Origin of the sequence: Streptomyces roseus (assembly GCF_001044425.1) — a bacterium.
Lineage (GTDB): Bacteria > Actinomycetota > Actinomycetes > Streptomycetales > Streptomycetaceae > Streptomyces > Streptomyces roseus.
Window position 1 is genome coordinate 143,150 of record NZ_LFML01000032.1, and the last position, 25,781, is coordinate 168,930.

Genomic DNA, 25,781 nt, shown 5'->3' on the forward strand with positions numbered 1-25,781 from the left:
GGGGGCGAGCGGCGGCGGAAAAGACAGAAGGGCCCGGGGAGCTCCCCGGGCCCTTCCCTGTGCCGTGCGGGTCAGGCGAGGCTGACCGTACGCGCCGAGACGGCGCCGATCTCGGCGGAGATCTCCGCCAGGACGTTCACCGGGACCTCCGCGTCGACGGTGAGGACGCCGAGCGCCTCGCCGCCCTCCTCGGCGCGGGCGACCTGCATGCCCGCGATGTTGAGGCCGGCTTCGCCGAGGATGCGGCCGACGGTGCCGACCACGCCCGGGCGGTCGGTGTAGCGCAGGACGAGCATCTGGTCGGCGAGCGCCAGGTCCACGTCGTACTCGCCGATGCCGACGATCTTCTGCAGGTGCTTCGGGCCGGCGAGCGTGCCGGAGACCGACACCTCCTGACCGTCCGACAGGGTGCCGCGCACGGTCACCACGTTGCGGTGGTCCGGCGACTCCGAGCTGGTGGTCAGACGTACCTCGACGCCGCGCTCCTGCGCGAACAACGGGGCGTTCACGTAGGAGACCGTCTCGTCGACGACGTCCTCGAAAACGCCCTTGAGGGCGGAGAGTTCCAGCACCTTGACGTCGTGCTGGGTGATCTCGCCGCAGACCTCGACGTCGAGGCGGACCGCGACCTCGCCCGCGAGGGCGGTGAAGATGCGGCCGAGCTTCTCGGCGAGCGGCAGGCCCGGACGGACGTCCTCGGCGATGACACCGCCCTGGACGTTCACGGCGTCCGGTACGAGCTCGCCCGCGAGCGCCAGGCGCACCGACTTGGCGACCGCGATTCCGGCCTTCTCCTGGGCCTCGTCCGTGGACGCGCCGAGGTGCGGGGTGCAGACGACCTGGTCGAGCTCGAAGAGCGGGGAGTCCGTGCAGGGCTCCTTCGCGTACACGTCGAGGCCGGCGCCGGCGACGCGGCCCTCCTTGATGGCCGAGTACAGCGCGGCCTCGTCCACGATCCCGCCGCGCGCGGCGTTGACGATGCGGACGGACGGCTTGACCTTGTGCAAGGCCTCGTCCCCGATGAGACCGAGGGTCTCGGGGGTCTTGGGGAGGTGCACGGTGATGAAGTCGGCGACCTCGAGGAGCTCGTCCAGCGTCAGCATCTTGACGCCCATCTGGGCGGCGCGCGCGGGCTGTACGTAGGGGTCGTACGCGACGATCTTCATGCCGAAGGCCGACATGCGCTGGGCGACCAGGACGCCGATGCGGCCGAGGCCGACGACGCCGAGGGTCTTCTCGCTGAGCTCGACGCCCGTGTACTTGTTCCGCTTCCACTCGCCGTTCTTCAGGGCGGTGTTGGCCTGCGGGATGTTGCGGGCCGAGGCGACGAGCAGGCCACAGGCCAGTTCGGCGGCGGTGACGATGTTGGAGGTCGGGGCGTTCACGACCATCACGCCGGCCTTGGTGGCGGCGGAGACGTCGACGTTGTCGAGGCCGACGCCGGCGCGCGCGACGACCCTCAGCTTCTTCGCGGCGGCGATGGCCTCCGCGTCGACCTTGGTCGCGGAACGCACCAGGATGGCGTCGACGTCCGCGATCGCGGGGAGCAGCTCCGCGCGGTCGGCTCCGTTGACGTGCCGGATCTCGAAGTCCGGACCGAGCGCGTCGACGGTGGCGGGCGACAGCTCTTCGGCGATGAGTACGACAGGTTTCGAGCTCACGTGGGTCATCCTCACAAGTCCAGTGCGGACGGCCGTCCCGACGGCCGCAGGCGGTGGAGGGGGTAGCCGCGTGGAAGACGCACGACACTGTGGGCCTGACGCGTTGTGTTGAGCAGTGTAGTGGCGGATTCCGCAGGGAATTCCGCCTGTCCGGAAGGATCACCCTTCCGGGGTTGGCCGGGGTGGACAAGCGCCGCGTACGGAGCCGCCGATCCGGCCGGTCGTGCGCGGCGGGGCCTGGACCCTCGTCCCGGCCCCGCCGCGTGCGGATCAGCTCTCGTCGCTGTCGACCCAGCTCATGAGCTTGCGCAGCTTCTTGCCGGTGGTCTCCAGCAGGTGCGCCTCGTCGGCCTTCTTGTACTCGTTGTACTTCGGCAGACCGGCCTTGTACTCGGCCATCCAGGTGTTGGCGAACTCGCCGCTCTGGATCTCCGCGAGGACCTGCTTCATCTCGGCCTTGGTGGCGTCGGTGATGATGCGGGGGCCGGTGATGTAGTCGCCCCACTCGGCGGTCTCGGAGACCGACCAGCGCATCTTCTCCAGGCCGCCCTCGTACATGAGGTCGACGATGAGCTTCAGCTCGTGCAGGCACTCGAAGTAGGCGATCTCCGGCTGGTAGCCGGCCTCGGTCAGGGTCTCGAAACCGGCCTTGACCAGCGCGGAGGCGCCACCGCAGAGGACGGCCTGCTCACCGAACAGGTCGGTCTCGGTCTCCTCGGTGAAGGTGGTCTTGATGACGCCGGCGCGGGTGCCGCCGATGCCGGCCGCGTACGAGAGCGCGAGGGCGAAGGCGTTGCCCGAGAAGTCCTGCTCGACGGCGGCGATGCAGGGCACGCCGCGGCCTTCCTCGTACTGGCGGCGCACGAGGTGGCCGGGGCCCTTCGGCGCGACCAGGGCGACGTCCACGTTGGCCGGGGGCTTGATGAAGCCGTAGCGGACGTTGAAGCCGTGGCCGAAGAAGAGCGCGTCGCCCTCCTCGAGGTGCTCCTTGATGGACTCCTCGTAGATCTCGGCCTGGAGCGGGTCCGGGGTGAGGATCATGATGACGTTGGCCCAGGCGGCGGCCTCGGCGACCGGGACGACCTTCAGGCCCTGCTCCTCGGCCTTGGCCTTGGACTTCGAGCCCTCCTTGAGGCCGACGACGACGTCGACGCCGGAGTCACGCAGCGACAGCGCGTGGGCGTGGCCCTGGCTGCCGTAGCCGATGACCGCGACCTTGCGGCCCTGGATGATGGACAGGTCGGCGTCGTTCTCGTAGAACAGCTCGGCCACTGGGATATCTCCTTGGTGCGCTGGTGTTGCTCCCACCGTACGGCGGGGAACGATAGGGAAGTTTCCTGGTCTCGCGATGCGAGAGGCAACGCGGCGTCAGGGTGTGTTTCAGGCGCTGCGGTCGAGCGCGCGCAGGCTGCGGTCCGTGATGGACCGGCCGCCGCGCCCTATGGCGATCGTGCCGGACTGCACGAGCTCCTTGATGCCGAACGGCTCCAGCATCTTGAGCATCGCGCCGAGCTTGTCGGCGCCGCCGGTGGCCTCGATGGTGACGGCCTCCGGGGAGACGTCGACCGTCTTGGCGCGGAACAGCTGGACGATCTCGACGATCTGGGAGCGGGTCTCGTTGTCGGCGCGGACCTTCACCAGAACGAGTTCGCGCTCGATGGCGTTGTGCGGCTCCAGCTCGACGATCTTGAGCACGTTGACGAGCTTGTTCAGCTGCTTGGTGACCTGCTCCAGCGGGAGGTCCTCGACGTTCACGACGATCGTGATGCGCGAGATGTCGGGGTGCTCGGTGACGCCGACCGCGAGGGAGTCGATGTTGAACCCGCGGCGGGAGAACAGCGCGGCGATCCGGGCGAGGATGCCGGGCGTGTTCTGGACCAGGACGGAGAGCGTGTGCTTGGACATGTGAGGCGTTCTCTCTCTCGGCTCAGTCGTCTTCGTTGTCGCCGAAGTCGGGACGGACGCCCCGGGCTGCCATGACCTCGTCGTTGGAGGTGCCGGCGGCGACCATCGGCCACACCATGGCGTCCTCGTGGACGATGAAGTCGATCACGACGGTGCGGTCGTTGATCGCGTTGGCCTCGGCGATGACCTTGTCCAGGTCGGCCGGGTCCTCGCAGCGCAGGGCCACGCAGCCCATGGCCTCGGACAGCTTGACGAAGTCCGGGACGCGGGTGCCCTTGCGGGGGGCGGTGGACTCGCCGAGCTGGGAGCCGACCGTGCCGTGGCCCGTCTCGTCCGCGTGCAGGACGGTGTTGGAGTACCGCTGGTTGTAGAACAGGGTCTGCCACTGGCGGACCATGCCCAGCGCACCGTTGTTGATGATCGCGACCTTGATCGGGATGTTGTTCAGCGCGCAGGTGACCAGTTCCTGGTTGGTCATCTGGAAGCAGCCGTCGCCGTCGATCGCCCAGACCGTGCGGTCCGGCATGCCGACCTTGGCGCCCATCGCGGCGGGGACCGCGTAGCCCATGGTTCCGGCGCCGCCGGAGTTCAGCCAGGTGCGGGGCTCCTCGTAGTCGACGAAGTGCGAGGCCCACATCTGGTGCTGGCCGACGCCGGCCGCGTAGATGGTGTGCTCGGGGGCGAGCTCGCCGATGCGCTGGATGACCTGCTGCGGGGAGAGCATGCCGTCACCGGGGGTCTCGTAGCCCAGCGGGTACGTCTCGCGCCAGCGGCTGAGGTCCTTCCACCACGCGGTGTAGTCCCCGGCGTTGCCCTCGGTGTGCTCGGCCTGGACGGCCTGGATCAGGTCGGCGATGACCTCGCGGGCGTCGCCGACGATCGGGACGTCGACCTCGCGGTTCTTGCCGATCTCCGCCGGGTCGATGTCCGCGTGGATGACCTTGGCGAACGGGGCGAAGCTGTCCAGCTTGCCGGTGACGCGGTCGTCGAAGCGGGTGCCGAGCGCGATCAGCAGGTCCGACTTCTGCAGGGCGGTGACGGCGGTGACCGCGCCGTGCATGCCCGGCATGCCGACGTGCAGCGGGTGGCTGTCGGGGAACGACCCCAGCGCCATCAGCGTGGTGGTGACCGGGACGCCGGTCAGCTCGGCCAGGACCTTCAGCTCGGCGGTCGCGCCGGACTTCATGACGCCGCCGCCGACGTACAGGACCGGGCGCTTGGCCTGGCAGATGAGCTTGGCGGCCTCGCGGATCTGCTTGGCGTGCGGCTTGGTCACGGGCCGGTAGCCCGGGAGGTCCTGCGACGGCGGCCACGAGAAGGTGGTCTTCGACTGCAGGGCGTCCTTGGCGATGTCGACCAGGACCGGGCCGGGGCGGCCGGTGGAGGCGATGTGGAAGGCCTCGGCGATCGTCTTCGGGATGTCCTCGGCCTTGGTGACCAGGAAGTTGTGCTTGGTGATCGGCATCGTGATGCCGACGATGTCCGCCTCCTGGAAGGCGTCGGTGCCGATCGCCTTGGAGGAGACCTGGCCGGTGATCGCGACGAGCGGCACCGAGTCCATGTGCGCGTCGGCGATGGGGGTGACCAGGTTGGTGGCGCCCGGGCCGGAGGTGGCCATGCAGACGCCCACCTTGCCGGTGGCCTGCGCGTAGCCGGTCGCGGCGTGGCCGGCGCCCTGCTCGTGGCGGACCAGGATGTGGCGGACCTTGGTGCTGTCCATCATCGGGTCGTACGCCGGGAGGATGGCCCCGCCCGGGATACCGAAGACGGTGTCGCACCCCACCTCTTCGAGAGAGCGGATGAGGGACTGCGCACCCGTGACGTGCTCAACTGCGGCGGGCTGGTGTCCGCCGGAACGGGGCCGCGGCTGCGGATGGTGGGCCCCGGTGGCCTGCTCGGTCATCGACATTCTCTTCTCGAAGCTGAGGGTTTTACGAGGATTCGAAGGTGTGCCAGTGCAACAAAAAACCCCTCGTGCCGGGAGGCAAGCGAGGGGAGCGCGTCGGGCGTGTGGAGCAGGGACATGCTGGTCCCAGCTTCAGCCGACGCGCTTTCCAAGTACGAGAATTCGGGTGCGCATGGCACTGACCCTCCCTCCGGCGGGAGGGGGATGTCAAGCGGGTGGGACGGGCGTCTCATTATGTGAGCCTCTACGGATGGCCATCGAGCCCCCGGGCGAACCACCGGCCAAGGCGGGCTGGGCCGCCGCGCCCGGTACTGGGAACGTACCGCGCACGAGGGCGCGGCGCAGCCTGTACTCGTCGAGTGGGCCGGAAAAGGCCACTCCCTGGCCGTGTGTGCACCCCATCGCGCGCAAGGCGGCGACCTGCTCGGGAAGGTCCACCCCGTCAGCCACCGACTGCATGCCCAAATCATTTGCGATGCGCAACAAACCAGCGGTGATCTTGTGGAGGCGGGCGGACTCGACCACGCCCTCGACCAGGCCCCGGTCCACCTTGAGGATGTCGACGGGGAGCCTGCGCAGGGCGCTGATGGCCGCGTAGCCGCTGCCGAAGCCGTCCAGGGAGATCAGGACCCCGAACCGGCGCAGGGCCGCCAGGCGCCGCTCCAGCTCGTCGAAGGGGACTCTGGGGTCCGACACGGTCATTTCGATCACGAGAGCCCCCGACGGCAGCCCGTGCCGGGCCAGCAGGGCCTCCACGGAGCCGGGCGGCGGCGCGGCTCGCCCGGCCGCGGCCGGCGCCGTCCCCGGGTCGAGCAGTCGCTGGGCGCTCATCCGCACGGCCACGGGTACGTCGTGCCCGATCCGGTGCCGCTCGGCGGCCTGCGCCACGGCTTCCTCCAGCAGCCAGTGCCCCAGTTCGGCGGCCCGGGCGGGCATGCCCGCGGGGAGGCGGGAGCGGCCGTCGGCCCCCGTCGCGGCGCCCTCGCTGTACTCGGCCACCCGGAGGAACTCCGCCGGGGTGAACAGGATCCCCTGGGCCGAGCGCCAGCGGGCCTGCGCCGCCACGGCCGTGACCTCGCCGGTCGCCAGCGAGACCACGGGCTGGTGCAGCAGCGCGAACTCCCCGTCGTGGAGCGCGGTGCGCAGCCGCCCGGCGATCTCCGCCTTCCGCACGATCTCGGCCTGCATCTGGGGTGCGTACAGCTCGACCCGGTCCTTGCCGCCCGCCTTGGCCCGGTACATCGCCAGGTCCGCGTTGCGCATGAGGTCCGAAGGGGTGATGCCGGGGTCGGCGAAGGCCACGCCGATGCTGGCGGCGACCCGTACGTCGCTCCCGGCGATCCGGTAGGGCTGGGAGAGGGTGGTGCGCAGCCGGTCCGCGATCTCGTGCACCTGGTACTCGCGGGCGCTGCGGTCGCGGCTGCCGTCGCCCAGGATCAGCGCCGCGAACTCGTCCCCGCCGAGCCGGGCCGCGGTGTCCCCGGCGCGCACCGAGTCCTGGAGCCGGCGCGCTGCCTCGATCAGCAGCTCGTCGCCGGCCTGGTGGCCGATGGTGTCGTTGACCGCCTTGAACCCGTCGAGGTCGATGAAGAGCACGGCCGTGCTGTGGTCCCCGGCGCGCCTCCCGGTCAGGGCCTGGCGGACCCGGCGGGTGAACAGCGCGCGGTTGGGCAGGTCGGTCAGGGGGTCGTGCTCGGCGCTGTGCTGGAGCTGCGCCTGGAGGCGCACCCGCTCGGTGACGTCGCGGCTGTTGAGGATGAGGCCGCCCTGGTGGCGGTTGACGGTCGATTCCACGTTGAGCCATTCGCCGCCGCCGGACTTGAAGCGGCACTCGATGCGGGTGGTCGGCTCCTCGGCGGGCGGCGCGGCCAGGAAGCGGCGCACCTCGTGGACCACGCGGCCCAGGTCGTGCGGGTGGATCAGGGTGGCCAGCTCCGTGCCGACGAGCTCCTCGGCCTCGCGCCCGTACACCCCGGCGGCCGCGGGGCTGACGTACCGCAGGGTGCCGGTGGGGGCGGCGATCATGATGACGTCGCTGGATCCCTGGACCAGGGAGCGGAAGTGGTTCTCCTTCTGGGCGAGTTCCTGCGTCAGCGCGATGTTGTCGATGAGCATGATGCCCTGCCGGATGACGAGGGCGAGGACCACCGTGCAGCCGGTGAAGACGACCACGCGGTCGACCTTCCGGCCGTCCACCACGTTGTACAGGATGCCCAGGGTGCAGACGGCGGCCGCGAGGTAGGGCGTGAGGGCGGGCAGCGAGCCGGTGATGGGGCGGCTGACCGGCCGCTCGCTGCGGCCGGGCCCCGGCGGCCCCGGCTCCGGGTGGGCCCGCCGGGCCCCCCAGGGCGCGTACGCGAGCAGCAGCGAGCCGGCGAACCAGCCGGCGTCGAGCAGCTGGCCGGACTGGTATTCGGCGCTCAGCAGCGGCGAGGTGAAGAGGGCGTCGCTGAGCACGGTCAGGGCCAGGGCCGCGATGGCGGTGTTGACGGCCGAGCGGTTGGCCTCGGAGCGCCGGAAGTGCAGGACGAGCACCATGGAGACGAGCGCGATGTCCAGCAGCGGGTAGGCGAGCGAGAGCGCGGCGCGCGGGACGCTGCCGGGGGCCCCGGACTGGGCGGTCCGCGCCGCGTGGGCGAGGGCCAGGCTCCAGGACAGGGTGAGCAGGGAGCCCCCGATGAGCCAGGAGTCGAGCCCGAGGCAGACCCAGCCGGCGCGGGTGACGGGGCGTTTGGCGAGGACGAGCAGGCCCACGATGGCGGGCGGTGCGAAGCAGAGGAAGGCGAAGTCGGCGAGCGAGGGCTTCGGCACGGCCTCGCCGAGGACCACCTCGTACCAGCCCCAGATGCCGTTGCCGCAGGCGCCCATGAGGGAGGAGAACGCGAAGAGCAGCCAGGCCGGGCGCTCGCGGCTGTCGATCGTCCGCGCGTACGTGTAGCAGGAGACGGCGGCGAGTAGCGCGGCGCCACTGAGCCCGAAGTCGCCCATGATCGCGGCGAGTTCCCCGGAGCCCCAGCCGAGGGCGGCGCCGACGGCGTATCCGCCGCTGATCACGGCCAGGAACAGCTGCATCGCCAGGCTCCGGGCTCCGCCGCCCGCGACGGGCGGCCTGCCGGTCAGCAGCGCCGCCCCCGGGGCACTCACCGGTCCCCCTCGCCGGCTGGTTCCGGCGCAGCCCAGTCCCGGCTGCGCCGCCTCCGGCGGCTGTGCCGCATCGGATCCTTCGTCCATTGGCCGTACATCGCCCGTCGCCCCCCAAAGTGTCCGATCACTCCCCAGCGCCAGACGAACGCGCTGCAGCCCCTTGTTCCGGACGATACACCACTTTCGTCACTCAGGGACATAGATGGTCTACTCTCCGTTACCACGCGGGGAGTTGCTGCCACCGTGCGCGTCCGGACGGATGCGGAGCGTGGGAACCGCGCGTCAGTCGGTGACCAGGACCGTGTTCTCCACCGGCTCCCCGGCGGCGAACCGGTGGAGCTGGCGGGCCACCAGGCGCCGCGCGCGCGGCGCGAACGCCGTGCTGCTGCCGCCCACGTGAGGCGTGATCAGGACATTCGGAGCATGCCAGAGCGGATGGCCGGCGGGCAGCGGTTCCGGGTCGGTGACGTCGAGTGCCGCGCGCAGCCGGCCCGATTCCAGCTCCGCCAGCAGGGCTCCGGTGTCGGCGACCGGGCCGCGCGCCACGTTCACCAGCAGGGCGCCGTCCTTCATCCGCGCCAGGAACGCGGCGTCGGCCAGGCCCCGCGTCGCGGCCGTCAGCGGAGTGGAGAGGATCACCACGTCGGCCTCGGGGAGCAGCCGGGGCAGTTCGGCGTGAGCGTGTACGGGCCCGCGCGCGGTGGTGCGCGCCGAGCGTGCGACCCGTACGACCCGCGCGCACTCGAAGGGCGCGAGCCGGTCCTCGATGGCCGCGCCGATCGACCCGTACCCGACGATCAGCACGGACTTGTCGGCGAGGGCGTCGTAGAAGCCGGCGCGCCACTCCTCGCGGTCCTGCCCGCGGACCATCCCCGGGATCCCGCGCAGGCAGGCGAGGGTGAGGGTGAGCGCCAGCTCGGCGGTGCTCGCCTCGTGGACCCCGCGCGCGTTGCACAGCCGCACGCCGGGACGCAGCAGGCCGAGGCCGCCCAGGACGTGGTCGATGCCCGCGGTCAGGGTCTGCACGACCTGCAGGTGCGGCATGCCGGGCAGCGGGCGCAGGGTCACCTCGGGGGACTTCATGTACGGGGTGACGTAGAAGACGCAGGCCGACGGGTCGGCCGGGAAGGCGTCCTCGCCGTCCCAGTGCCGGTAGGTGAAGGCGTCGGGGAGGTCCCCGATCTCCTCGGCGGGGAACGGCAGCCAGACGTCCGGGGTCTTTGCATCCATGACCAGGAGGCTATGCCAAGGCCAAAGGATCCTGATCAAGCCGTTAGTTTGTTTGCCGGACCGGGAGGGGGACGCACGGGTGGAGCGCAGGTCGATCGGGGCGGGTGCGCTGGCGGTGGGCGCCGTCGGGCTCGGGTGCATGCCCATGAGCTGGGCGTACGCGCCCTCGCGGCGCCACCGCGAGGAGTCGCTGGCCACGGTGCACGCGGCCCTGGACCTCGGGGCGAACCTGCTGGACACCGCCGACCTGTACGGGCCCTACACCAACGAGCTGCTGCTGGGGCGGGTGCTGCGGGAGCGGCGGGCCGAGGCGTTCGTGTCCGCCAAGGTGGGGCTGCGGGCGGGCGAGCAGCACGTGGTGGCGGACGGGCGGCCCGGATACGTGCGGCGGGCCTGCGACGCCTCGCTGCGCCGGCTCCGGACGGACGTCATAGACGTCTACCAGCTGCACCGGGTGGATCCGGACGTCCCGGTGGAGGAGACCTGGGGGGCGATGGCGGAGCTGGTGGGTGCCGGGAAGGTGCGGGCTCTGGGGCTCTGCGCGCTGGGGGCGGGCGCCGGGCCGGGGGCGGGGCGGCGCGGGGACCGGGCGTACCAGGTGACCCTGGGGCACCTGGAGCGGGTCCAGCAGGTGTTCCCCGTGAGTGCGGTGCAGGCGGAGCTGTCGGTGTGGTCCCGGGAGGCCCTGCGGCGGCTGCTGCCCTGGTGCGCGGCGCGCGGGGTGGGGTTCCTGGCGGCGATGCCGCTCGGCAGCGGGTTCCTGACCGGGACGCTCCGGCCGGGCGAGGGTTTCGAGTGGGAGGACGTGCGGGCCCGGCACCCGCGGTTCACGGCGGAGTCGATGGCGGGGAACCAGGCGCTGGTGGCGGGGCTGCGGCGGGTGGCGCGGCGGCACGGGCCCCAGGTGACGGCCGCGCAGGTGGCGCTGGCCTGGGTGCTGGCGCAGGGGCCGCAGGTGGTGCCGGTGCCGGGGGCCGACCGGGCGCACTGGGCGGCGGAGAACGCGGGGGCGGCGCGGCTGCGGCTGACGGCCGGGGACCTGGCCGAGATCGCGTCCCTGCCGGCGGCGGTGGGAGCCTGGGACTGAGGGGGCCCGGGACCGCGTGAGCCGGGGACCGAGCCCTGGCGCGAGCCGGTTCCGGCTCCGGGACAACCACTCGATCGGGTGTACGAGCGCCGGAACTTCGTGGAGCGCCGCAGCTGTTGAGACAGGTGAAAGGCGCGATCGCCGACCGGAGGGGAGCAGGATGATGGGATACGGACAGGCACAGGCGTCCGAGAGGTACGGGGGTCCGCGCGGCCGGAACCGCCCGGTGCTGGCCGTGTTCGCCTTGGCGGGCTGCGGGGCGCTGCTCGCAGCGGGCTGCGCTCCGGCGGGCCATCCGGCCGCCAGGCCGGGCACGTCACCACCGGGCCCGGCCCCCGCCTCGTCGGGGTCCGGCTCCGCGGGCACCCCGTCCGGCTCGCCGGAGGCCGCGCCGCCGGCCAGGGGCTCCGTGACGGTGACGGGCGAGATCGCCAAGGACCTGGAGTCGCCCTGGGGGGTGGCCCCGCTGCCCGGCGGGGATCTGCTGGTCGCCTCGCGGGACAAGGGGACGATCAGCAGGGTCGCGGCGGCGACCGGCGCGGTGACGCAGATCGGCAAGGTGCCGGGGGTGGCCCCGGGCGGCGAGGGCGGGCTGCTGGGGCTCGCGCTGTCGCCCTCGTACGCCTCGGACCGGATGGTGTACGCGTACTTCACGACGGAGTCCGACAACCGCATCGCCCGGATGCGGTACGACGAGCAGCGGGACGCGGGGCAGCAACTGGGTGCGCCGGACACGGTGTTGCGGGGCATTCCCAAGGGTCTGATCCACAACGGGGGCCGGATCGCCTTCGGCCCCGACAAGATGCTCTACGCGGGGACGGGCGAGACCGGTGACACCGGGCTCGCACAGGACAGGAAGTCGCTGGGCGGCAAGATCCTGCGGATGACCCCGGACGGGCAGCCGGTGCACGGGAATCCCGAGGCCGACTCGGTCGTCTATTCCTACGGGCACCGCAATGTGCAGGGCCTGGCCTGGGACAAGGACAAACGGCTGTGGGCGTCCGAGTTCGGCCAGAACACCTGGGACGAGCTGAACCTGATCGAGCCCGGTGTGAACTACGGCTGGCCCGAGGCCGAGGGGAAGGCGGGCAAGCCGGGCCTGCGCGATCCGGTGGCCGTGTGGAAGACCGACGAGGCCTCGCCGAGCGGGATCGCGTGGGCGCAGGGCTCGGTGTGGATGGCCGGGCTGAAGGGCGAGCGGCTGTGGCGGATCCCGCTGGCCGGGGCGGTTCCGGTGGCCGAGCCGGAGGCCTTCCTGATGGGGAAGTACGGTCGCCTGCGCACGGTGATCGCCCTCGGCGGGGACAGATTGCTGCTGGTCACGAGCGAGACGGACGGCCGCGGGTCGCCGGAGGCGGGCGACGACAGGATCCTGACCCTGACAGTGCGGTGACCGAACCCCGGTGGGGGCGAAAGGCACGGTGGACGCGGTGTTCAACATGATCGAGGAGCTCTTCAGCCCGGGACGCAAGCACACGGACGAGGAGAAGAAGCGGCTGGAGCTGTCCCGGACCGAGGTGAACGACGGCGATCCGGGACGCGGTCCCATAGACCTGGAATCCGGCAAGGTGCTCATACGCCCGGCGGAGCCGTCGCCGCGGGAGTGAGCGGCTCGAACAGCCGGAGCCGGTGGGCCAGGGCGGCCGCCTCGCCGCGGCCGGCGACGCCCAGCTTGGCCAGGATGTTCGAGACGTGGACGCTGGCCGTCTTCGGGGAGATGAACAGCTCCTCGGCGATCTGGCGGTTGCTCTTGCCGGCCGCGACCAGACCCAGGACGTCCCGTTCACGGCTGGTCAGGCCCAGGGACTCGACGGGGTCCGGGGCCGGTGCGGGCGGGGCGGCGGGCTCGTCCCCGGTGAGCGGGAGCCGGGCGCGCTGGGCGAGCAGGGCCAGGTCCTCGCGGAGCCTGCGGGAGCCGAGGCGGTCCGCGGTGGCGTAGGCCTCGCGGAGCAGGGCCGCGGCGCTCTCGCGGTCGCCGCCGGAGGCCAGCAGCGCTTCGGCGAGCCGGTGGCGGGCGCGGGCCAGCAGGTACGGGCGCTCCAGCGGGCGGACGGCCCGCTCGACGCCGGCCCAGTCCGCGGGGGTGTCCCGGTCCTCGGCCCGCAGCAGTTCGGCGCGGAGGAAGTCGGCGTGCGCGGCCCACACGGGAGCGGGGGTGGCCAGGGCCCGGGCGGCGGCGCGGAGCACGTCGAGGGCGGCTCCGCGGCCGGCGTCGGCGACCGGGAGGCCCCGGGCGTCGGCCTCGGCGGAGGCGGCGGCGAGCAGCAGCGGCCAGGCGTAGCGGTGGTGGCCGAGCGGGAAGCCGTAGGCGACCGCGTCGGAGATCTCCGCGCGGACGTCGGCGATCCGGCCCTCCTCGGCGGCTATGCCGACGGCGAGGCGGTAGAGCGGTATGCGGTGCTGGGGCTGGCTGTCGTGGGTGCCGAAGTGGGCGTGGGCCGCGGTGAGCCGGGCGCTCGCCTCGGCCAGTTCGCCGCGCGCCAGCGCCAGGTAGGACAGCCGTGCGGAGGCGGAGCCGCGCGGGGCCGCGCTCTGGCCGACGCGCAGACCGCGCCGGGCGGCTTCGGCAGCCTCCTCCCAGCGGCCGAGGCTGTACAGGCTCTCCGCCATGTTCCCGCTGAGCCAGGCCTCGGTGTCCAGCAGCCGTGACTTCTTGACGAGTTCGACCCCTTGTTCGGCCAGTTCCACGGCTTCGCGGGACCGGCCCATGCTTTCCAGCTGAGAGGTGAGATTGATATGTGCGCGTCCCGCCAGCATGACGAGGCCGAGTTCGGCGGCCCGCTCCCGGACCACGAGCATCTCGGCGAGTCCGCGTTCGGGGTCGCCGGCGTCGGTGAGCAGGCTGCCGACCGTGATCCGCGCGTTGAGCTCGATCTCCTCGGCCCCGAGCATGCGTGCGTAGGCCGCGGCGCGTTCCGCGGCTTCGAGGTTGCCGGGGCCCGGGCTGTGGAGCATGCCCCAGCCCGCGGCCCGGACCAGGACCTCGGCGTGTACCTGGGACGGGGGCAGCCCCTTGACCAGCTCCTGGGCCTTGGCGAGTTCCTCCCAGCCGTCGCCGCGGGCGAGGCTGGAGACGAGCCGGGAGCGCTCGGTCCAGAACCAGGCGGCGCGCAGCGGGTCCTGGTCCTCATCCAGCAGCCGCAGCGCGGTCTTGGTGAGTTTGAGGGCGCGTTCGCGTTCGCCGCCGAAGCGGGCGGCGACGGTCGCCTCGGCCAGCAGGTCGAGCCGCTTCAGCGGGGTGGTGGCGGGGTCGCAGCCGCACGGCGGGTACACGTCGGTGTAGTCGACCGGGCGCAGGGCCTCGCGGATCTCCCGCGGCGCGCTCTCCCACAGGTCCAGCGCCCGCTCGAGCAGGTTGAGCTGCTCGGAGTAGGCGTGCCGGCGGCGGGCGGCGACCGAGGCGGCGAGCACGGCGGGCAGTGCTTTGGCCGCGTCGTTGGCGCAGTACCAGTAGTTGGCCAGCCGGATGACCCGCTCCTCGGCGCGGATCAGCCAGTCGTCGGCTTCCATCGCCTCGGCGTAGCGGCGGTTGACGCGGGCGCGTTCGCCGGGCAGCAGGTCGTCGCTGACGGCCTCGCGGACCAGCGAGTGGCGGAAGCGGTAGCCGTCCCCGTCGGGGGTGGCGAGGAGGATGTTGGCGCCGACGGCGGCCCGCAGGGCCTCGATCAGCTCGTCCTCGCCCAGTCCGGCGACGGCGCGCAGCAGCGGGTACTCCACGGTGGAGCCGCCCTCGGCGACCATCCGCACCACGCGCTGGGCCTCTTCGGGCAGCACCTCGACGCGGACGAGCAGCAGGTCGCGCAGGGACTCGGTGAGTCCCGCGTGGCAGCCGCTCCTCTGGCAGGCGGCGAGTTCCTCGACGAAGAAGGCGTTGCCGTCGGAGCGGTCGAAGACGGAGTCAACGAACGCCTCGTCGGGCTGCGAGGCGAGGATGCCGGCGAGCTGGCGGCGCACCTCGGCCCGGTTGAAGCGGGGCAGTTCGATGCGCTGGACGGTGCGGAGCCGGTCGAGCTCGGCGAGCAGCGGGCGCAGCGGGTGGCGGCGGTGGACGTCGTCGGCGCGGTAGGTGGCGACGACGACGAGCCGGCCGCTCGCGAGGGTGCGGAACAGGTAGGAGAGCAGGTGGCGGGTGGAGGTGTCCGCCCAGTGCAGGTCTTCCAGGACGAGGACGACGGTGCGGTCGGCGGCGAGCCGCTCCAGCATCCGGGCCGTCAGCTCGAAGAGCCGGGCGGTGCTCTCCTCGTCGTGCGGGCCTCGGGGGGTCTCGCCGAGTTCGGGGAGGATCCGGGCGAGTTCGTCCTCCTGGCCCGCGGCCGCGGCGGCCAGCTCCCCCGGGAGCAGGCGGTGCAGGGTGCGCAGGGCCGTCGAGAAGGGGGCGAAGGGAAGGCCCTCCGCCCCGATCTCGACACAGCCTCCGACCGCCACCACCGCGCCGCGCCGTTCCGCCTCGCAGAGGAACTCCTCGGTGAGGCGGGTCTTTCCGACCCCGGCCTCGCCGCCGACGAGCATCGCCTGCGGCTCCCCGGCCGCCGCGCGGGTCAATGCGTCGGTGAGTACGGCCAGTTCGTCGGCTCGGCCGACGAACACCGGGCTGACAGATCTGGTCTCCACGTCGCCGAGCATCGCACAGGAGGCCTGGCCGGCGGCACCGGCCCGGGGTGCGCTTCTCATCACGTGTCAGTCCACGCGGTCCGCGGCCCGGGTCACGCGGCGCGCGTGAAGCGGCTCCGCTGCCCTGTCACCTGCCGTTCGGGCTCCTGGCTGCGCGAGGAGGCGCGGCGCGCCTTCTTGGCCTCCCGGACCATGCGGTACCGGGCGGCTTCGCGGATGCGGTCGGCGCTGCGGGCGGTGGCGATCTCGTACTCGAACATCTCGTACTCCCGGGTTCGTGTTTCTCGGCACCTCGTTCGGTGTGATCCAAGATTCGCGTCCCAGGGGGTGCCGGCACATCGGGCGCTTGCCGCATCTGTACGGGGCGGGGGTCCTTAGGCCGCGGCCGAAGGGCCCCGGGCCGGACCGGGAGCGCCTAGGAGGGGGTCCTAGGCGGGCACGTGGAGGTCCTAGGCGGCCTTCGGGAGGGGGGCGAGGATGTCGAAGTACATGAGGCCGAAGAGCAGTACGCCCAGCGCGCCGAGGGCGACGGCGGCCCAGGAGACGGCGCGGACCCAGGTGGGGAGGGTGCGGCCGGGGGCGCCGAACGCGGGGCGGGCCAGCACGAAGACGGCGAGCAGCAGGGCGAGGGTGGACAGGACGCCGTTGACGAGGGCGGTCATGTGCCAGGCGTCGCCGTACAGGGCCTCGATCTTGGCCTCGGTGGTGGCGGCGTTGACCGATTCGATCTGGCCCACGAGGGTCTGGCGCTCGGCGATGACGCGCGAGACCCAGCTTCCGCTGAGGGCGACGAGCCCGAGCCCGGCCGCGACGACGGCGGAGGCCGCGGCGCCGACGCCCTCGGGCTTCTTCTCGTCCTCGTGGAGCTCGTCGTGGAGCTCGTCCTCGAGGTCCTCGTCGGTGAGGTCGGCCCCGGGGGCCTCTGCGGCCTCGGCGCTCTGCGCGGCGGGGGCGTCCTTGAGGTCGGCCTGGGCCTCGGTGGCCTGGGGCTCGGCGGTGTCCGCCTCGGGAGCGGTCGGGTCGGCGGTCTTCGTGGTGTCCATGCCGGGCACCGTAGGCGGCTTGTCTGAGAGGTTTCTGAGAAGGCCCCGGTGGCTTCGGTCAGGGCTGCCGGCGGAGGTGGCTCTCGCGCGGGAGGCCCTCGCGGGTCATACCGAGACGTTCCGCGACGGCGGGGCTCCTGTGGTCGGCGGCGGTCTCGCGCGCGTACGGGGAGAGGAACGCGCGCGCCGGGTCCGGGTCGGTTCGGGTCTCGTGCGGCGGGTCGCCGGATCACCGCGTTGCGGGGGCGGGCTCGGCGCCGTCCTCCCTCGTGGCGGTGGCCGCGGCGGGCCGCTGCGCGGGCAGTGTCGCCCGCGTCCGGCACTCCGGGGGCTCGATGCTGATCTTGGGGAGACGGCGGTCCAGCCAGGCGGGCAGCCACCAGTTGGCGCCCCCGAGCAAGTGCATCAGCGCCGGGACTAGGAGGGTGCGCAGCACGAAGGCGTCGAGTGCGACGGCCGCGGCGAGCGCGATGCCGAACATCGCGATGATCCGATCGCCGCTGAGCACGAAGGCCAGGAAGACGGAGATCATGATGACTGCCGCCGAGTTGATCACCCGGCTGGTCTCGGTGAGTCCGACGCGGACGGCCCGGCGGTTGTCGCCGGTCTCCAGCCACTCCTCGTACATCCGGCTGACCAGGAACACCTGGTAGTCCATGGACAGTCCGAAGAGCACCGACACCATGATCACCGGCAGGAAGGGCTCGATCGGGCCGGCGCTGCCGAGGCCCAGCAGCTCGCTGCCCCAGCCCCACTGGAAGATCGCGACGACGACGCCGAAGGAGGAGGCCACGGCCGCGACGTTCATGGCGGCCGCCTTGAACGGGATGCCGAGGGAGCGGAAGGCCAGCAGCAGCAGGACGCAGCCGAGGGCGATGACCACCCCGACGAACAGCGGCAGTTTCCCGACGATGACGTCGGCGAAGTCGTCGTAGCCCGCGGTCACGCCGCCGACGTGGACGGTCATGGAGTTGCCGTGGCCCGCGGCCGGGATGACGCTCTCGCGCAGCGTCGTGACCAGCTCGCTCGTGGCCCGGGACTGCGGGGCGGAGTCCGGGATGACGGTCAGGACGGCGGTGTCCCCGCTCCGGTTGAAGACGGCCGGGCCGGTGGCGGCGACGCCCTCGGTCGTGCGGAGCGCCTCGGCCAGCCGCTCGACGGCGAGCCGGTCCCCGGCTCCGTCGAGGCGGGAGACGACGGTGAGCGGGCCGTTCACTCCGGGCCCGAACCCGTCGGCGAGCAGGTCGTAGGCCTGCCGTGTGGTGGAGCCCGCCGGGTTGTTGCCCTGGTCGGAGGTGCCCAGGTGGAGCGAGAAGGTCGGCAGCGCCAGAACCACCATGACCAGCGTGGCGAGGATGCCGAGCAGCTTGGGCCGGCGCTCCACGAACGCCGACCAGCGGGCGGCGAACCCGGTGGGCGTCTCGGGCCGCGGCCCCTCGGCGGCGAGCCGGCGGCGCTCGCGGCCCGAGAGGGCGCGCATGCCGATGCAGGAGAGGAGGGCGGGGAGCAGGGTGACCGAGGCGGCGACGGTCAGCACCACCGTGAGGGAGGCGGCGATCGCCACGCCGTTCAGGAAGTTCAGCCGCAGCACCAGCATGCCGAGCAGCGCGATGCAGACGGTGGCCCCGGCGAAGACCACGGCCCGGCCCGTGGTGGCGACGGCCCGGGTGGCGGCCTCCTCCACCGGCAGGCCCCGCATGAGGCCCTTGCGGTGCCGGGTGACGATGAACAGGGCGTAGTCGATGCCGACGCCGAGTCCGACGAGGGTGCCGAGCATCGGGGCGAAGTCGGCCACGGGCATGGCGTGCCCGAGCAGGGTGATGCCGAAATAGGCGGTGCCCACGCTGACGAGTGCGGTCGCGATGGGCAGCAGGCTCGCGGCGAGCGAGCCGAAGGCGAGGAAGAGGACCAGGGCGGCGACGGCCACACCGATGACCTCGGCGAGGTGGGTGGCGGGGGCCTCGGTCAGGGCGACGGCCTGGCCGCCGAGCTCGACCTGGAGGCCGTCGGCCTCGGTGACGGGGTTCTTCGCGGCGTCGACGACGGCCTTGGCCTGCGCCTTGGGGACGGAGTCGGCCTGCCGGTCGAACGTCACCACGGCGTAGGCGGTCCGGCCGTCGGGGCTGATCTGCGCGGCGCTCTCGGGGCCGGGACCGTAGGGGCCGGCGACCGAACCGACCCCGGGGAGCCCGGCGATGGTGTCGAGGGCTTTGGCCATGCGCTGTTCGACGGCGGGAGTGCGGGCGCTCTGGTGCTCAGGGGCCCGCCACACGATGGTGTCGGTGTCCCCGCCCTGGCCGTGGAACCCGGCGCGCAGCAGGGCGTGGGCACGACTGGACTCGGTGCCGGGGACCTCGTAGTCGTTGGAGAAGGCCGATCCGGCGATCCCCGCGGCCAGGGCCGTGCCCCCGAGGGCGAGCAGCCAGAGGAGGACGGTCGCCAGGCGGTGCCGCAGGCACCAGCGCGCGATCACTGCCAACGGACGTGCTCCCTGGTGGTTCGGATCTTTACGGGGGCTGCCCGATGCAAAGACGCTGGAACTCGTGAAGGCCCGGCCGACGGTCCGGGGGATGCCCAGGGACCGGCCGGATTTTGACCGGAGATCGGCCAAGATGGTCTGCACCGCCACGATCCCAGCGTTTGGTGATCGTTGGCCCGTTTCGTGTGCATCGTCACAGGGGCCGGGGGCGGTATGGGACCGAGGTCATTCCTCCGACGGGCCGTTCGGCGGGCCGTCCGGGCCATCGGCCCGGTAGCCGGGGACGGAGGGCCATCTGACGGTGAGCACCACCGCGTCCTCCTCGGCGTACCAGGAGTGGTCGACGCCCCGGCCCCAGACGACGTAGTCGCCCTGCTCGGCGAGGACGACGGTCCGGCCGGGGAACTCCAGCCGGAAGCGGCCGCTGATCAGCACCTGGAGGGCGGTGCGCTCCTCGCCCCGCACCCACTGGGCCCGCTCTTCACCCTTCGGGTGGACCCCCCACTTGATCTCCACGTCCTTGCTGTGGCGCGGATCGGCGGGGTCCTTGAAGTGGCCGAGGAGCCAGCCCCGGTCGGTGGCGGCGTCCGGGGCGGCCTTGCCGGTGTAGACGGAATCAGCGGCGGAGGGGCCCGAGGACGAGGCGGAGGAAGAGGTGGAGGCGGAGGCGGAGGCGGGGTCGTCGTTCACGGGCTGAGGCTAATGCAGTTGTGCGGCCGGGCGGAGCCCTGGTGAGCTGGGCCGATGACGATGAATGCCGATGAACTGGCGATCGTACGGGCCGCGTACGACCGGGAGATGCGCCGCGGCGCGCTGCCGGACACCCCGGACGCCCGGGTGGAGCGGGTGGGGGCGGTGGTCAGGTACACCGCGGACGCCGCCGGTGGCGGTGGCGGCGCCGGCTGGAACGGGGTGCTCTGGTCGGACCTCGACGAGGAGACGGCCGACGCGGAGATCGCGGCGCAGGTGGCGTACTTCGCGGGCCGCGGGGTCGGCGAGTTCGAGTGGAAGCTGTACGGCCACGACCGGCCGGCCGATCTCGCGGACCGGCTGCGCGCGGCGGGCTTCGTACCGGAGCCGACCGAGACGCTCATGGTGGGGCGCGCCGACGAGCTCGCCGCGCTGCCGGTGGAGCCGCCGGAGGGGATCACCCTGCGGGTGGTGACGGACGAGGCGGGCGTCGACCTGATGATGGACGTCCACGCGAAGGCCTTCGGTACCGAGCGCCCCGCGATCCGGCACCTGCTGCTCACCCTCCTGAAGGAGCAGCCGCAGACCCTCGCGGCGGTGGTGGCGATGGCCGGGGACACCCCGGTGAGCGCGGCGCGCATGGAGATGCGCCCGGGCTCCTCGTTCGCCGGACTCTGGGGCGGCGGCACCCTGCCGCAGTGGCGGGGCCGCGGCATCTACCGCCTCCTGGTCGCCCACCGCGCCCGCCTCGCGGCGGCCCGCGGCATCCGGTACCTCCAGGTCGACGCCTCCGCCGACAGCAGCCCGATCCTCCACCGTCTGGGCTTCGCGACCCTGGGCACCACGGTCCCGTACGTCTGGACCGCAAAGCCGTAGCGCGGACGGGCGGGTCCGGGGGAAGATCGCGGGATGGAACGTATCGGGCCGCCCCTGACCGGGGACGAGCGGGAGACACTGCGCGCATTCCTCGACTACCACCGGGCCACCCTCGCCTGGAAGTGCGAGGGACTCACCGACGAGGAGCTGCGGCGGACTTCGATGCCGCCGTCCACCCTCTCCCTGCTGGGCCTGGTCCGGCACATGGGCGAGGTCGAGCGGCACTGGTTCCGCCGCACCCTGAACGGGGAGGAGCTCCCCCACCTCTGGTCCGAGACCCACGACTTCCAGGCCGCCTACGACGCCTCCGGCGCCACGCGCGAGGAGGCGTTCGCGGCCTGGGAGGCGGAGGTCGCGCACGCGCGCCGCATCGAGGCGGCGGCCGAGTCCCTCGACGTGACGGCGTACGTGGCCAGTTGGAAGGAGGAGGCCTCGGTGCGGCTCGTCATGCTCCACTTGATCCACGAGTACGCGCGCCACAACGGCCACGCCGACTTGCTCCGCCAGGCCATCGACGGCGCCACCGGAGCCTGACGCCCCAGGGCCGGCTCGCCCCCCCCCGGCTCGCCCCGCCCCCGGCCGGCCCGGCAACGGCCGGCCCGGCAACGGCGTCCGGCCGCTCGGGCGTTCCTCAGGCCGCCCGCCAGTAGCCCAGGCCGTTCACCCGCTGCTTCGGCAGGGCCAGGTCCTTGCGGAGGTACGCCGTCAGCGTGCGCGTCGTGGCGGTGTCGCAGGCGAGCCAGACATAGGCCGACTCCGGGTCCCGGGCGAGCTCCGGCAGCTCCGCCTTGACCTGCTCCACCAGCGCCGAGCCCGCGCGCCCGACCCGCCGGACGTCGTGCCGTGCCGGGTCCAGCCGGACCGGGAGCCCGGCGTCCGAGGCGTGCCGGGTCTCCAGCCAGATCGTGGCCGGGGTCTGGGGGTAGGCGTCCAGCAGGGAGTTGATCGCCGGCAGCGAGGCCGGGTCTCCGATCACCAGCAGCCGCTCGGGCGCCGGCACCGGGGCGGTGAAGCCCGTGCCCTGGACGGTGGCCTCGATGGTGTCGCCCGCCTTCGCGGTCCGCGCCCACGCGCTCGCGGGGCCCTCGTGCAGGGCGAACTCCAGGGCGAACGTTCCGGCCCCGGGATCCGGGTCGACGAGGGTGTACGCCCGCGTGTGCGGCTTGCCCGCGTTGTCGAACCACAGCCGCACCCACATGGTCGGGTGGACCGATGCGCCCGCCGCGGCCAGCAGCCCGCCGTCCGTCACGCACACGCGGCGATAGTGCTCCGTGACCTGTTCCGCGCCCGTGACCGTGAGCGTGAAGTCCTTGCCGCGCAGAAGCCGCAGGACCACGCCTTCCCATCCCTTGCCGGCGCCTGCCATGTGCGACCACCCCTCCCCAACGAACCCCTATAGTTAGGGCAGCCTAACCTAATGCACTGGGGGAAGAGTGTGAGCCTTCTGAACGACGCCGGCACCGGCGAGGCCTTCGAGCTCTACCGGGACGACTGGGGCATCCCCCACCTGCGCGCCCGCGACGCCGACCGCCTCGCCTACGCCCAAGGCTGCGCCACGGCCCTCGACCGGGCCTGGCAGCTGGAGGTCGAGCGCCACCGCGCCCAGGGCTCCAGCGCCGCCTTCCTCGGCCGGGACTCCGTCGCCTGGGACCGGTTCGTGCGCCAGGCCCGGCTCGCCGACACCGCCCGCCGCTGCCACGAGGCCCTCGACCCCGCAACCGCCGCCTGGGTCGGGGCCTACGTGGACGGAGTCAACGACGGGCTCGCCCGGGGCGCCGCCCGCGACGAGCGCTTCGCCCGCACCGGCCACACTCCCACCCCGTGGGAGCCGTGGGTCCCGCTCGCGATCTGGATCGCCACCCACATCCTCTTCGCCGGGTTCGCCACCAAGCTGTGGCGCGAACGCGTGGGCCGCGCCCTCGGCGACGGCGCCGTCACCCTCTTCGCCACCGACGGCCCCGGCACCGCCGGCAGCAACGGCTGGCTGGTCCCGGGCGACCGGACCGCCACCGGCGCGGCGCTCATCGCGGGCGACCCGCACCGGTTCATCGAGGACCCGGGCGTCTACCAGCAGATACGGCTCTCCTGCCCCGAGTACGACGTCATCGGCCTGGCCGTCCCCGGCATCCCCGGCCTCGGCCACTTCGGGCACACCGGCAGCGCCGCCTGGGCGATCACCAACGCCATGGCCGACTACCAGGACCTGTACGTCGAGCGGCTGCGCCCCGCCGCCGGAGGCGACGGCGTCGAGGCCCTCGGCCCCGACGGCGCCTGGGAGCCCGTCCACCGGCACACCGAGACGATCACCGTGGCCGGCGCCGACCCGGTGGAGATCGAGGTGCTGGAGACCGCCCGCGGCCCCGTGATCATCCACGACGACCCGGCGGACCACACCCTCTCGCTCCGCTACCCGCCCCGGGTCCGTCGCGACCTCGGCTTCGCCGCCCTCCCCGCCCTGCTGCGCGCCCGTACCGTCGCCGACATCGACCGCGCCCTCGACGGCTGGGCCGAGCCCGTCAACGTGGTCCACGCCGCCGACACCGCGGGCGGCCTGCTGCACCGCGTCGCGGGCGCGGTCCCGCTGCGCGACCCCGCCAACCGGCTGCGCCCGGTGCCCGCCTGGGATCCCCGGTACGTGTGGCGGGGCTGGGCCGAGACCCCCGCCGAGCCCGTGCAGGGCTTCGCCGTCATGGCCAACGCGCGCGGCATCGCCTCGCCGCTCGGCGTGGAGTTCGCGCCCCCGCACCGCGCCAACCGCATCCGCGAGCTGCTCTCCGGATCGGCGGACTGGTCCCCGAAGGCGATGGCCGGCGTCCACGGGGACACCCACCTGGGCTCGGCCGCGGCGCTGCTGGCCCTGCTGCCCGGGCTCGACGGCCTCTCCCCCGCCGCGCAGGCGCTGCGCGCCCGACTGCTGGCCTGGGACCGGCACATGGCGGCCGAGAGCACGGACGCCACCGTCTTCTCGGCGCTGCGGGCCGCGACCGTACGCCGCTTCGCCGCCGACCCCGCCCTCGCGGGGCTGGCCGGGGCGCCGGCCGGCCCCGAGGTGTTCCACCCCTGGCTGTACCTGGTCCCCCGGGTCGGCTACGCCCTGGAGGGGCTGCTGACCACCCCCCTGCTCCCCTCCCTCGACCGGGCGGCCCACGTACGCGCCGCCCTGGAGGAGACGGCGGCGGCGGACACCCCCGACACCCCGTGGTCGCGGGTCCACCGGCTCGCGCCCTGGTCGGCGCTGCCCGACCAGGACGCCCGGTGGCCCGGACTCGGCGGCGACCACGACTGCGTGAACGCCACCTCCACCGTGCCCGGTTTCACCGATCTCACCGCCCGCGCGTCGGCGGCGCGCTACGTGTGGGACCTGGCCCGGCGCGAGGACAGCCTCTGGGCGGTCCCGCTCGGCGCGGACGGCGTCACCGGATCACCCCACCACCGCGACCAGCTCCCGCTCTGGGCCCGGTGCGAACTCGTCCCCGTCGTCACCGACTGGACCCGTCTGACCAAGGAATCCGTATGACCAGCAGCAGCGCGTCCGCCTCCGCCGCCGGTACCCGGCAGCCCGTCTACTCCCAGCGCGTCGAAGGCGTCGGAACGGTCACCCTCACCCCCGTGGACCCCGTCGCCGACGCCCCTCTGATCCACTCCTGGGTCACCGAGGAGCGGGCCCGCTTCTGGGGCATGGGCGAGGCCAGCCGCGAGCTCGTCCGGGAGATCTACGAGGACGTCGACCGCCGCACCACCCACCACGCGTTCCTCGCGCGCCGCGACGGCGAGCCCGTCGGGCTGTTCCAGACGTACGACTGCGCCGAGGACCGGATCAGCGAGTGCTACGAGGTCCGGCCCGGCGACACGGGTGTGCACCTGCTGATCGGTCCGGCGCGCGGCGCCGGCCAACGCGGTTTCAGCGCCGGCCTGATCGGCGCGTTCCTCTCGTACGTCCTCTCGGACGGGACCACCCGCCGGATCGTGGCGGAGCCCGACGCCCGCAACGAGAAGGCCGTGGCCCGCCTGGTGCGGTCCGGCTTCGAGCTGGGCCCGGAGATCGAGCTCCCGGAGATCGACCTGCCCGAGGTGTACCTGCCGGCGAAGCGGGCCCGCCTCGCCTTCCTCAGCGGGCCGCAGGGCGGCTGAGGGGCACCCGCCGCCGCGCGGTCCCCGCGCCCCACCGCTGCGGACAGCGAGCCTCCCGTCACGCCCCGCGGCGGTGAAATGCGCCGTTCCCGTTGACCGGGCACACCCGGCGGCTGGAAGCTGATGCCCACTCAAAGCACATGCAGTGGGGGACAATTGACCAGCCAGAATTTGCACATCGGGCCGGACGCCGCAGCGGACCGGTACCGATTGCTCCGGTCGATCGGCCGCGGCGGCGAGGCCGTGCTCTATCTCGCGGAGATCGAGCTGGCAGGCGGGGCCGAGCCGGTGGTCGTGAAGGTGCTCGACTCGAAGACGACGATCACGCCGGACGTCTTCGACCGGATCAGCCGGAAGTGGAACGAGCAGGCGGAGCTGCTCCGCTTCGTGCACCGGCCGGGGGTGGTGGGAGTACGGGAGCACTTCGAGGGGCCGCCGATCCATCGGGCCGGGGACTCCTCGACGCTCACCGGCCGGGCGCTCGTCCTCGTGATGAACCACGTCGACGGGCTGGACCTGCGGGACTGGCGGGCCGAGCGGACGCTGGCCAGTGCCGCCGAGCGGCGCGAGGTGATGCGGACGCTGGAGCAGCTCGCCGACGTACTGGACTGGCTGCACTCGGGGAAGGCCACCCCGTCCGGACGCCAGGTGATCCACGGTGACCTCTCACCCGGCAATGTGATGGTCGACGCCCATGGCCAGGCCACGCTGGTGGACTTCGGGCTGAGCAAGCTGACCGCCGACCACCAGACGGCGGAGGTGTGGTTCACGCCCGGGTACGCGGCCCCCGAGGTCTTCGACGGCAAGCGCACACCGGGTACGGACCGGTACGCCTTCGGGGCCATCGCGTACTTCCTGCTGAGCGGGCAGTCCCCGCCGGCCACCCCGGAGCAGCTGGCCCAGTCCCTGGCCGGACTCCCGCAGATCGCCGTGCTGGACGCCGAGCAGCGGGCCCGGATCACCGCGATCTGCTCGGCGGACCCGGCGCGGCGGCCGGCGCACCTGGCCGGCTGGATGA

At 72.9% G+C, this 25,781-nt stretch carries 20 protein-coding genes; 8 read left to right on the forward strand and 12 right to left on the reverse strand.

Annotation, left to right across the window (positions count from 1 at the left end):
• Nucleotides 1–71: 71 nt before the first annotated feature.
• From serA to ACS04_RS08975, 6 genes are all read right to left on the reverse strand, one after another.
• Nucleotides 72–1,661: a phosphoglycerate dehydrogenase gene (gene serA, locus ACS04_RS08950; protein ID WP_048476016.1), complete on the reverse strand. Its 1,590-nt coding sequence runs from the start codon at nt 1,659–1,661 to the stop codon at nt 72–74.
• A gap of 270 nt (nt 1,662–1,931) precedes the next feature.
• The gene (ilvC, locus tag ACS04_RS08955) at nt 1,932–2,933 is read right to left on the reverse strand and encodes a ketol-acid reductoisomerase (protein WP_048475990.1); all 1,002 of its coding nucleotides are present in this window, start codon (nt 2,931–2,933) and stop codon (nt 1,932–1,934) included.
• Between the two features lie 108 nt (nt 2,934–3,041).
• A complete protein-coding gene (gene ilvN, locus ACS04_RS08960; protein WP_030159104.1) occupies nt 3,042–3,566 on the reverse strand; it encodes an acetolactate synthase small subunit in 525 nt (174 codons plus the stop codon).
• Nucleotides 3,567–3,588: 22 nt separating this feature from the next.
• Nucleotides 3,589–5,475 (reverse strand): acetolactate synthase large subunit, encoded by a 1,887-nt coding sequence (locus tag ACS04_RS08965; RefSeq protein WP_209441663.1) that lies wholly within the window; start codon nt 5,473–5,475, stop codon nt 3,589–3,591.
• A gap of 204 nt (nt 5,476–5,679) precedes the next feature.
• Nucleotides 5,680–8,544, reverse strand: coding sequence for a putative bifunctional diguanylate cyclase/phosphodiesterase (locus ACS04_RS08970; protein WP_245236332.1), 2,865 nt, complete (start codon nt 8,542–8,544; stop codon nt 5,680–5,682).
• A 354-nt stretch (nt 8,545–8,898) separates the two neighbouring features.
• The gene (locus ACS04_RS08975; protein WP_048475992.1) at nt 8,899–9,846 is read right to left on the reverse strand and encodes a 2-hydroxyacid dehydrogenase; all 948 of its coding nucleotides are present in this window, start codon (nt 9,844–9,846) and stop codon (nt 8,899–8,901) included.
• A 79-nt stretch (nt 9,847–9,925) separates the two neighbouring features.
• On the opposite strand from ACS04_RS08975, the gene ACS04_RS08980 reads away from it, so the two are divergent.
• The 3 genes from ACS04_RS08980 (at nt 9,926) to ACS04_RS08990 (ending at nt 12,540) form a co-directional block, all read left to right on the forward strand.
• A complete protein-coding gene (locus tag ACS04_RS08980) occupies nt 9,926–10,933 on the forward strand; it encodes an aldo/keto reductase (protein WP_048475993.1) in 1,008 nt (335 codons plus the stop codon).
• Nucleotides 10,934–11,093: 160 nt separating this feature from the next.
• Nucleotides 11,094–12,326 (forward strand): PQQ-dependent sugar dehydrogenase, encoded by a 1,233-nt coding sequence (locus tag ACS04_RS08985; protein ID WP_245236327.1) that lies wholly within the window; start codon nt 11,094–11,096, stop codon nt 12,324–12,326.
• Nucleotides 12,327–12,363: 37 nt separating this feature from the next.
• Nucleotides 12,364–12,540 (forward strand): DUF6191 domain-containing protein, encoded by a 177-nt coding sequence (locus ACS04_RS08990; protein ID WP_245236333.1) that lies wholly within the window; start codon nt 12,364–12,366, stop codon nt 12,538–12,540.
• Here the strand turns inward: ACS04_RS08990 and ACS04_RS40015 are convergent.
• The 5 genes from ACS04_RS40015 to ACS04_RS09010 all read right to left on the reverse strand — a co-directional run bounded on the left by ACS04_RS40015 (nt 12,506) and on the right by ACS04_RS09010 (nt 19,756).
• Nucleotides 12,506–15,556: a helix-turn-helix transcriptional regulator gene (locus tag ACS04_RS40015; protein WP_078864560.1), complete on the reverse strand. Its 3,051-nt coding sequence runs from the start codon at nt 15,554–15,556 to the stop codon at nt 12,506–12,508. The two genes, ACS04_RS08990 and ACS04_RS40015, sit on opposite strands and share 35 nt — an antisense overlap.
• An 80-nt stretch (nt 15,557–15,636) precedes the next feature.
• Entirely contained in the window at nt 15,637–15,804 is a 168-nt protein-coding gene (locus ACS04_RS38605; RefSeq protein ID WP_167352576.1) for a hypothetical protein, read from the reverse strand.
• Between the two features lie 189 nt (nt 15,805–15,993).
• Nucleotides 15,994–16,587 carry a hypothetical protein gene (locus ACS04_RS09000; RefSeq protein ID WP_048475996.1) on the reverse strand — a complete coding sequence of 198 codons (594 nt, stop codon included), beginning with the start codon at nt 16,585–16,587 and terminating at the stop codon, nt 15,994–15,996.
• Between the two features lie 229 nt (nt 16,588–16,816).
• The gene (locus ACS04_RS09005) at nt 16,817–19,066 is read right to left on the reverse strand and encodes an MMPL family transporter (RefSeq protein ID WP_048475997.1); all 2,250 of its coding nucleotides are present in this window, start codon (nt 19,064–19,066) and stop codon (nt 16,817–16,819) included.
• A gap of 225 nt (nt 19,067–19,291) precedes the next feature.
• Entirely contained in the window at nt 19,292–19,756 is a 465-nt protein-coding gene (locus tag ACS04_RS09010) for a cupin domain-containing protein (protein ID WP_245236328.1), read from the reverse strand.
• A gap of 60 nt (nt 19,757–19,816) precedes the next feature.
• Here ACS04_RS09010 and ACS04_RS09015 point away from each other — a divergent pair, with 60 nt between their 5' ends.
• Both ACS04_RS09015 and ACS04_RS09020 read left to right on the forward strand, forming a co-directional pair.
• Nucleotides 19,817–20,632 (forward strand): GNAT family N-acetyltransferase, encoded by an 816-nt coding sequence (locus tag ACS04_RS09015; protein ID WP_048476020.1) that lies wholly within the window; start codon nt 19,817–19,819, stop codon nt 20,630–20,632.
• 33 nt (nt 20,633–20,665) lie between these two features.
• The gene (locus ACS04_RS09020) at nt 20,666–21,166 is read left to right on the forward strand and encodes a DinB family protein (protein WP_048475998.1); all 501 of its coding nucleotides are present in this window, start codon (nt 20,666–20,668) and stop codon (nt 21,164–21,166) included.
• A 97-nt stretch (nt 21,167–21,263) separates the two neighbouring features.
• Here the strand turns inward: ACS04_RS09020 and ACS04_RS09025 are convergent, their stop codons facing one another.
• The gene (locus ACS04_RS09025; protein WP_048475999.1) at nt 21,264–21,998 is read right to left on the reverse strand and encodes a siderophore-interacting protein; all 735 of its coding nucleotides are present in this window, start codon (nt 21,996–21,998) and stop codon (nt 21,264–21,266) included.
• A gap of 69 nt (nt 21,999–22,067) precedes the next feature.
• Here ACS04_RS09025 and ACS04_RS09030 point away from each other — a divergent pair, with 69 nt between their 5' ends.
• The 3 genes from ACS04_RS09030 to ACS04_RS09040 all read left to right on the forward strand — a co-directional run.
• Nucleotides 22,068–24,149 carry a penicillin acylase family protein gene (locus ACS04_RS09030; RefSeq protein ID WP_245236329.1) on the forward strand — a complete coding sequence of 694 codons (2,082 nt, stop codon included), beginning with the start codon at nt 22,068–22,070 and terminating at the stop codon, nt 24,147–24,149.
• Entirely contained in the window at nt 24,146–24,763 is a 618-nt protein-coding gene (locus tag ACS04_RS09035; RefSeq protein ID WP_048476001.1) for a GNAT family N-acetyltransferase, read from the forward strand. The genes ACS04_RS09030 and ACS04_RS09035 overlap by 4 nt, the downstream gene beginning before the upstream one ends.
• A gap of 156 nt (nt 24,764–24,919) precedes the next feature.
• Nucleotides 24,920–25,781, forward strand: an 862-nt coding sequence (locus tag ACS04_RS09040) for a serine/threonine protein kinase (RefSeq protein ID WP_245236330.1), incomplete at its 3' end; no start/stop codon positions are given.

What these genes read in the sequence shown, in the direction of transcription:
- ilvN (WP_030159104.1), bottom strand. Translation starts at nt 3,566, where the DNA reads ATGTCCAAGCACACGCTCTCCGTCCTGGTCCAGAACACGCCCGGCATC.
- ACS04_RS08965 (WP_209441663.1), bottom strand. Translation starts at nt 5,475, where the DNA reads ATGTCGATGACCGAGCAGGCCACCGGGGCCCACCATCCGCAGCCGCGG.
- ACS04_RS08970 (WP_245236332.1), bottom strand. Translation starts at nt 8,544, where the DNA reads ATGCAGCTGTTCCTGGCCGTGATCAGCGGCGGATACGCCGTCGGCGCC.
- ACS04_RS08975 (WP_048475992.1), bottom strand. Translation starts at nt 9,846, where the DNA reads ATGGATGCAAAGACCCCGGACGTCTGGCTGCCGTTCCCCGCCGAGGAG.
- ACS04_RS08985 (WP_245236327.1), top strand. Translation starts at nt 11,094, where the DNA reads ATGATGGGATACGGACAGGCACAGGCGTCCGAGAGGTACGGGGGTCCG.
- ACS04_RS40015 (WP_078864560.1), bottom strand. Translation starts at nt 15,556, where the DNA reads ATGCTCGGCGACGTGGAGACCAGATCTGTCAGCCCGGTGTTCGTCGGC.
- ACS04_RS38605 (WP_167352576.1), bottom strand. Translation starts at nt 15,804, where the DNA reads ATGTTCGAGTACGAGATCGCCACCGCCCGCAGCGCCGACCGCATCCGC.
- ACS04_RS09000 (WP_048475996.1), bottom strand. Translation starts at nt 16,587, where the DNA reads ATGGACACCACGAAGACCGCCGACCCGACCGCTCCCGAGGCGGACACC.
- ACS04_RS09015 (WP_048476020.1), top strand. Translation starts at nt 19,817, where the DNA reads ATGAATGCCGATGAACTGGCGATCGTACGGGCCGCGTACGACCGGGAG.
- ACS04_RS09020 (WP_048475998.1), top strand. Translation starts at nt 20,666, where the DNA reads ATGGAACGTATCGGGCCGCCCCTGACCGGGGACGAGCGGGAGACACTG.
- ACS04_RS09025 (WP_048475999.1), bottom strand. Translation starts at nt 21,998, where the DNA reads ATGGCAGGCGCCGGCAAGGGATGGGAAGGCGTGGTCCTGCGGCTTCTG.
- ACS04_RS09035 (WP_048476001.1), top strand. Translation starts at nt 24,146, where the DNA reads ATGACCAGCAGCAGCGCGTCCGCCTCCGCCGCCGGTACCCGGCAGCCC.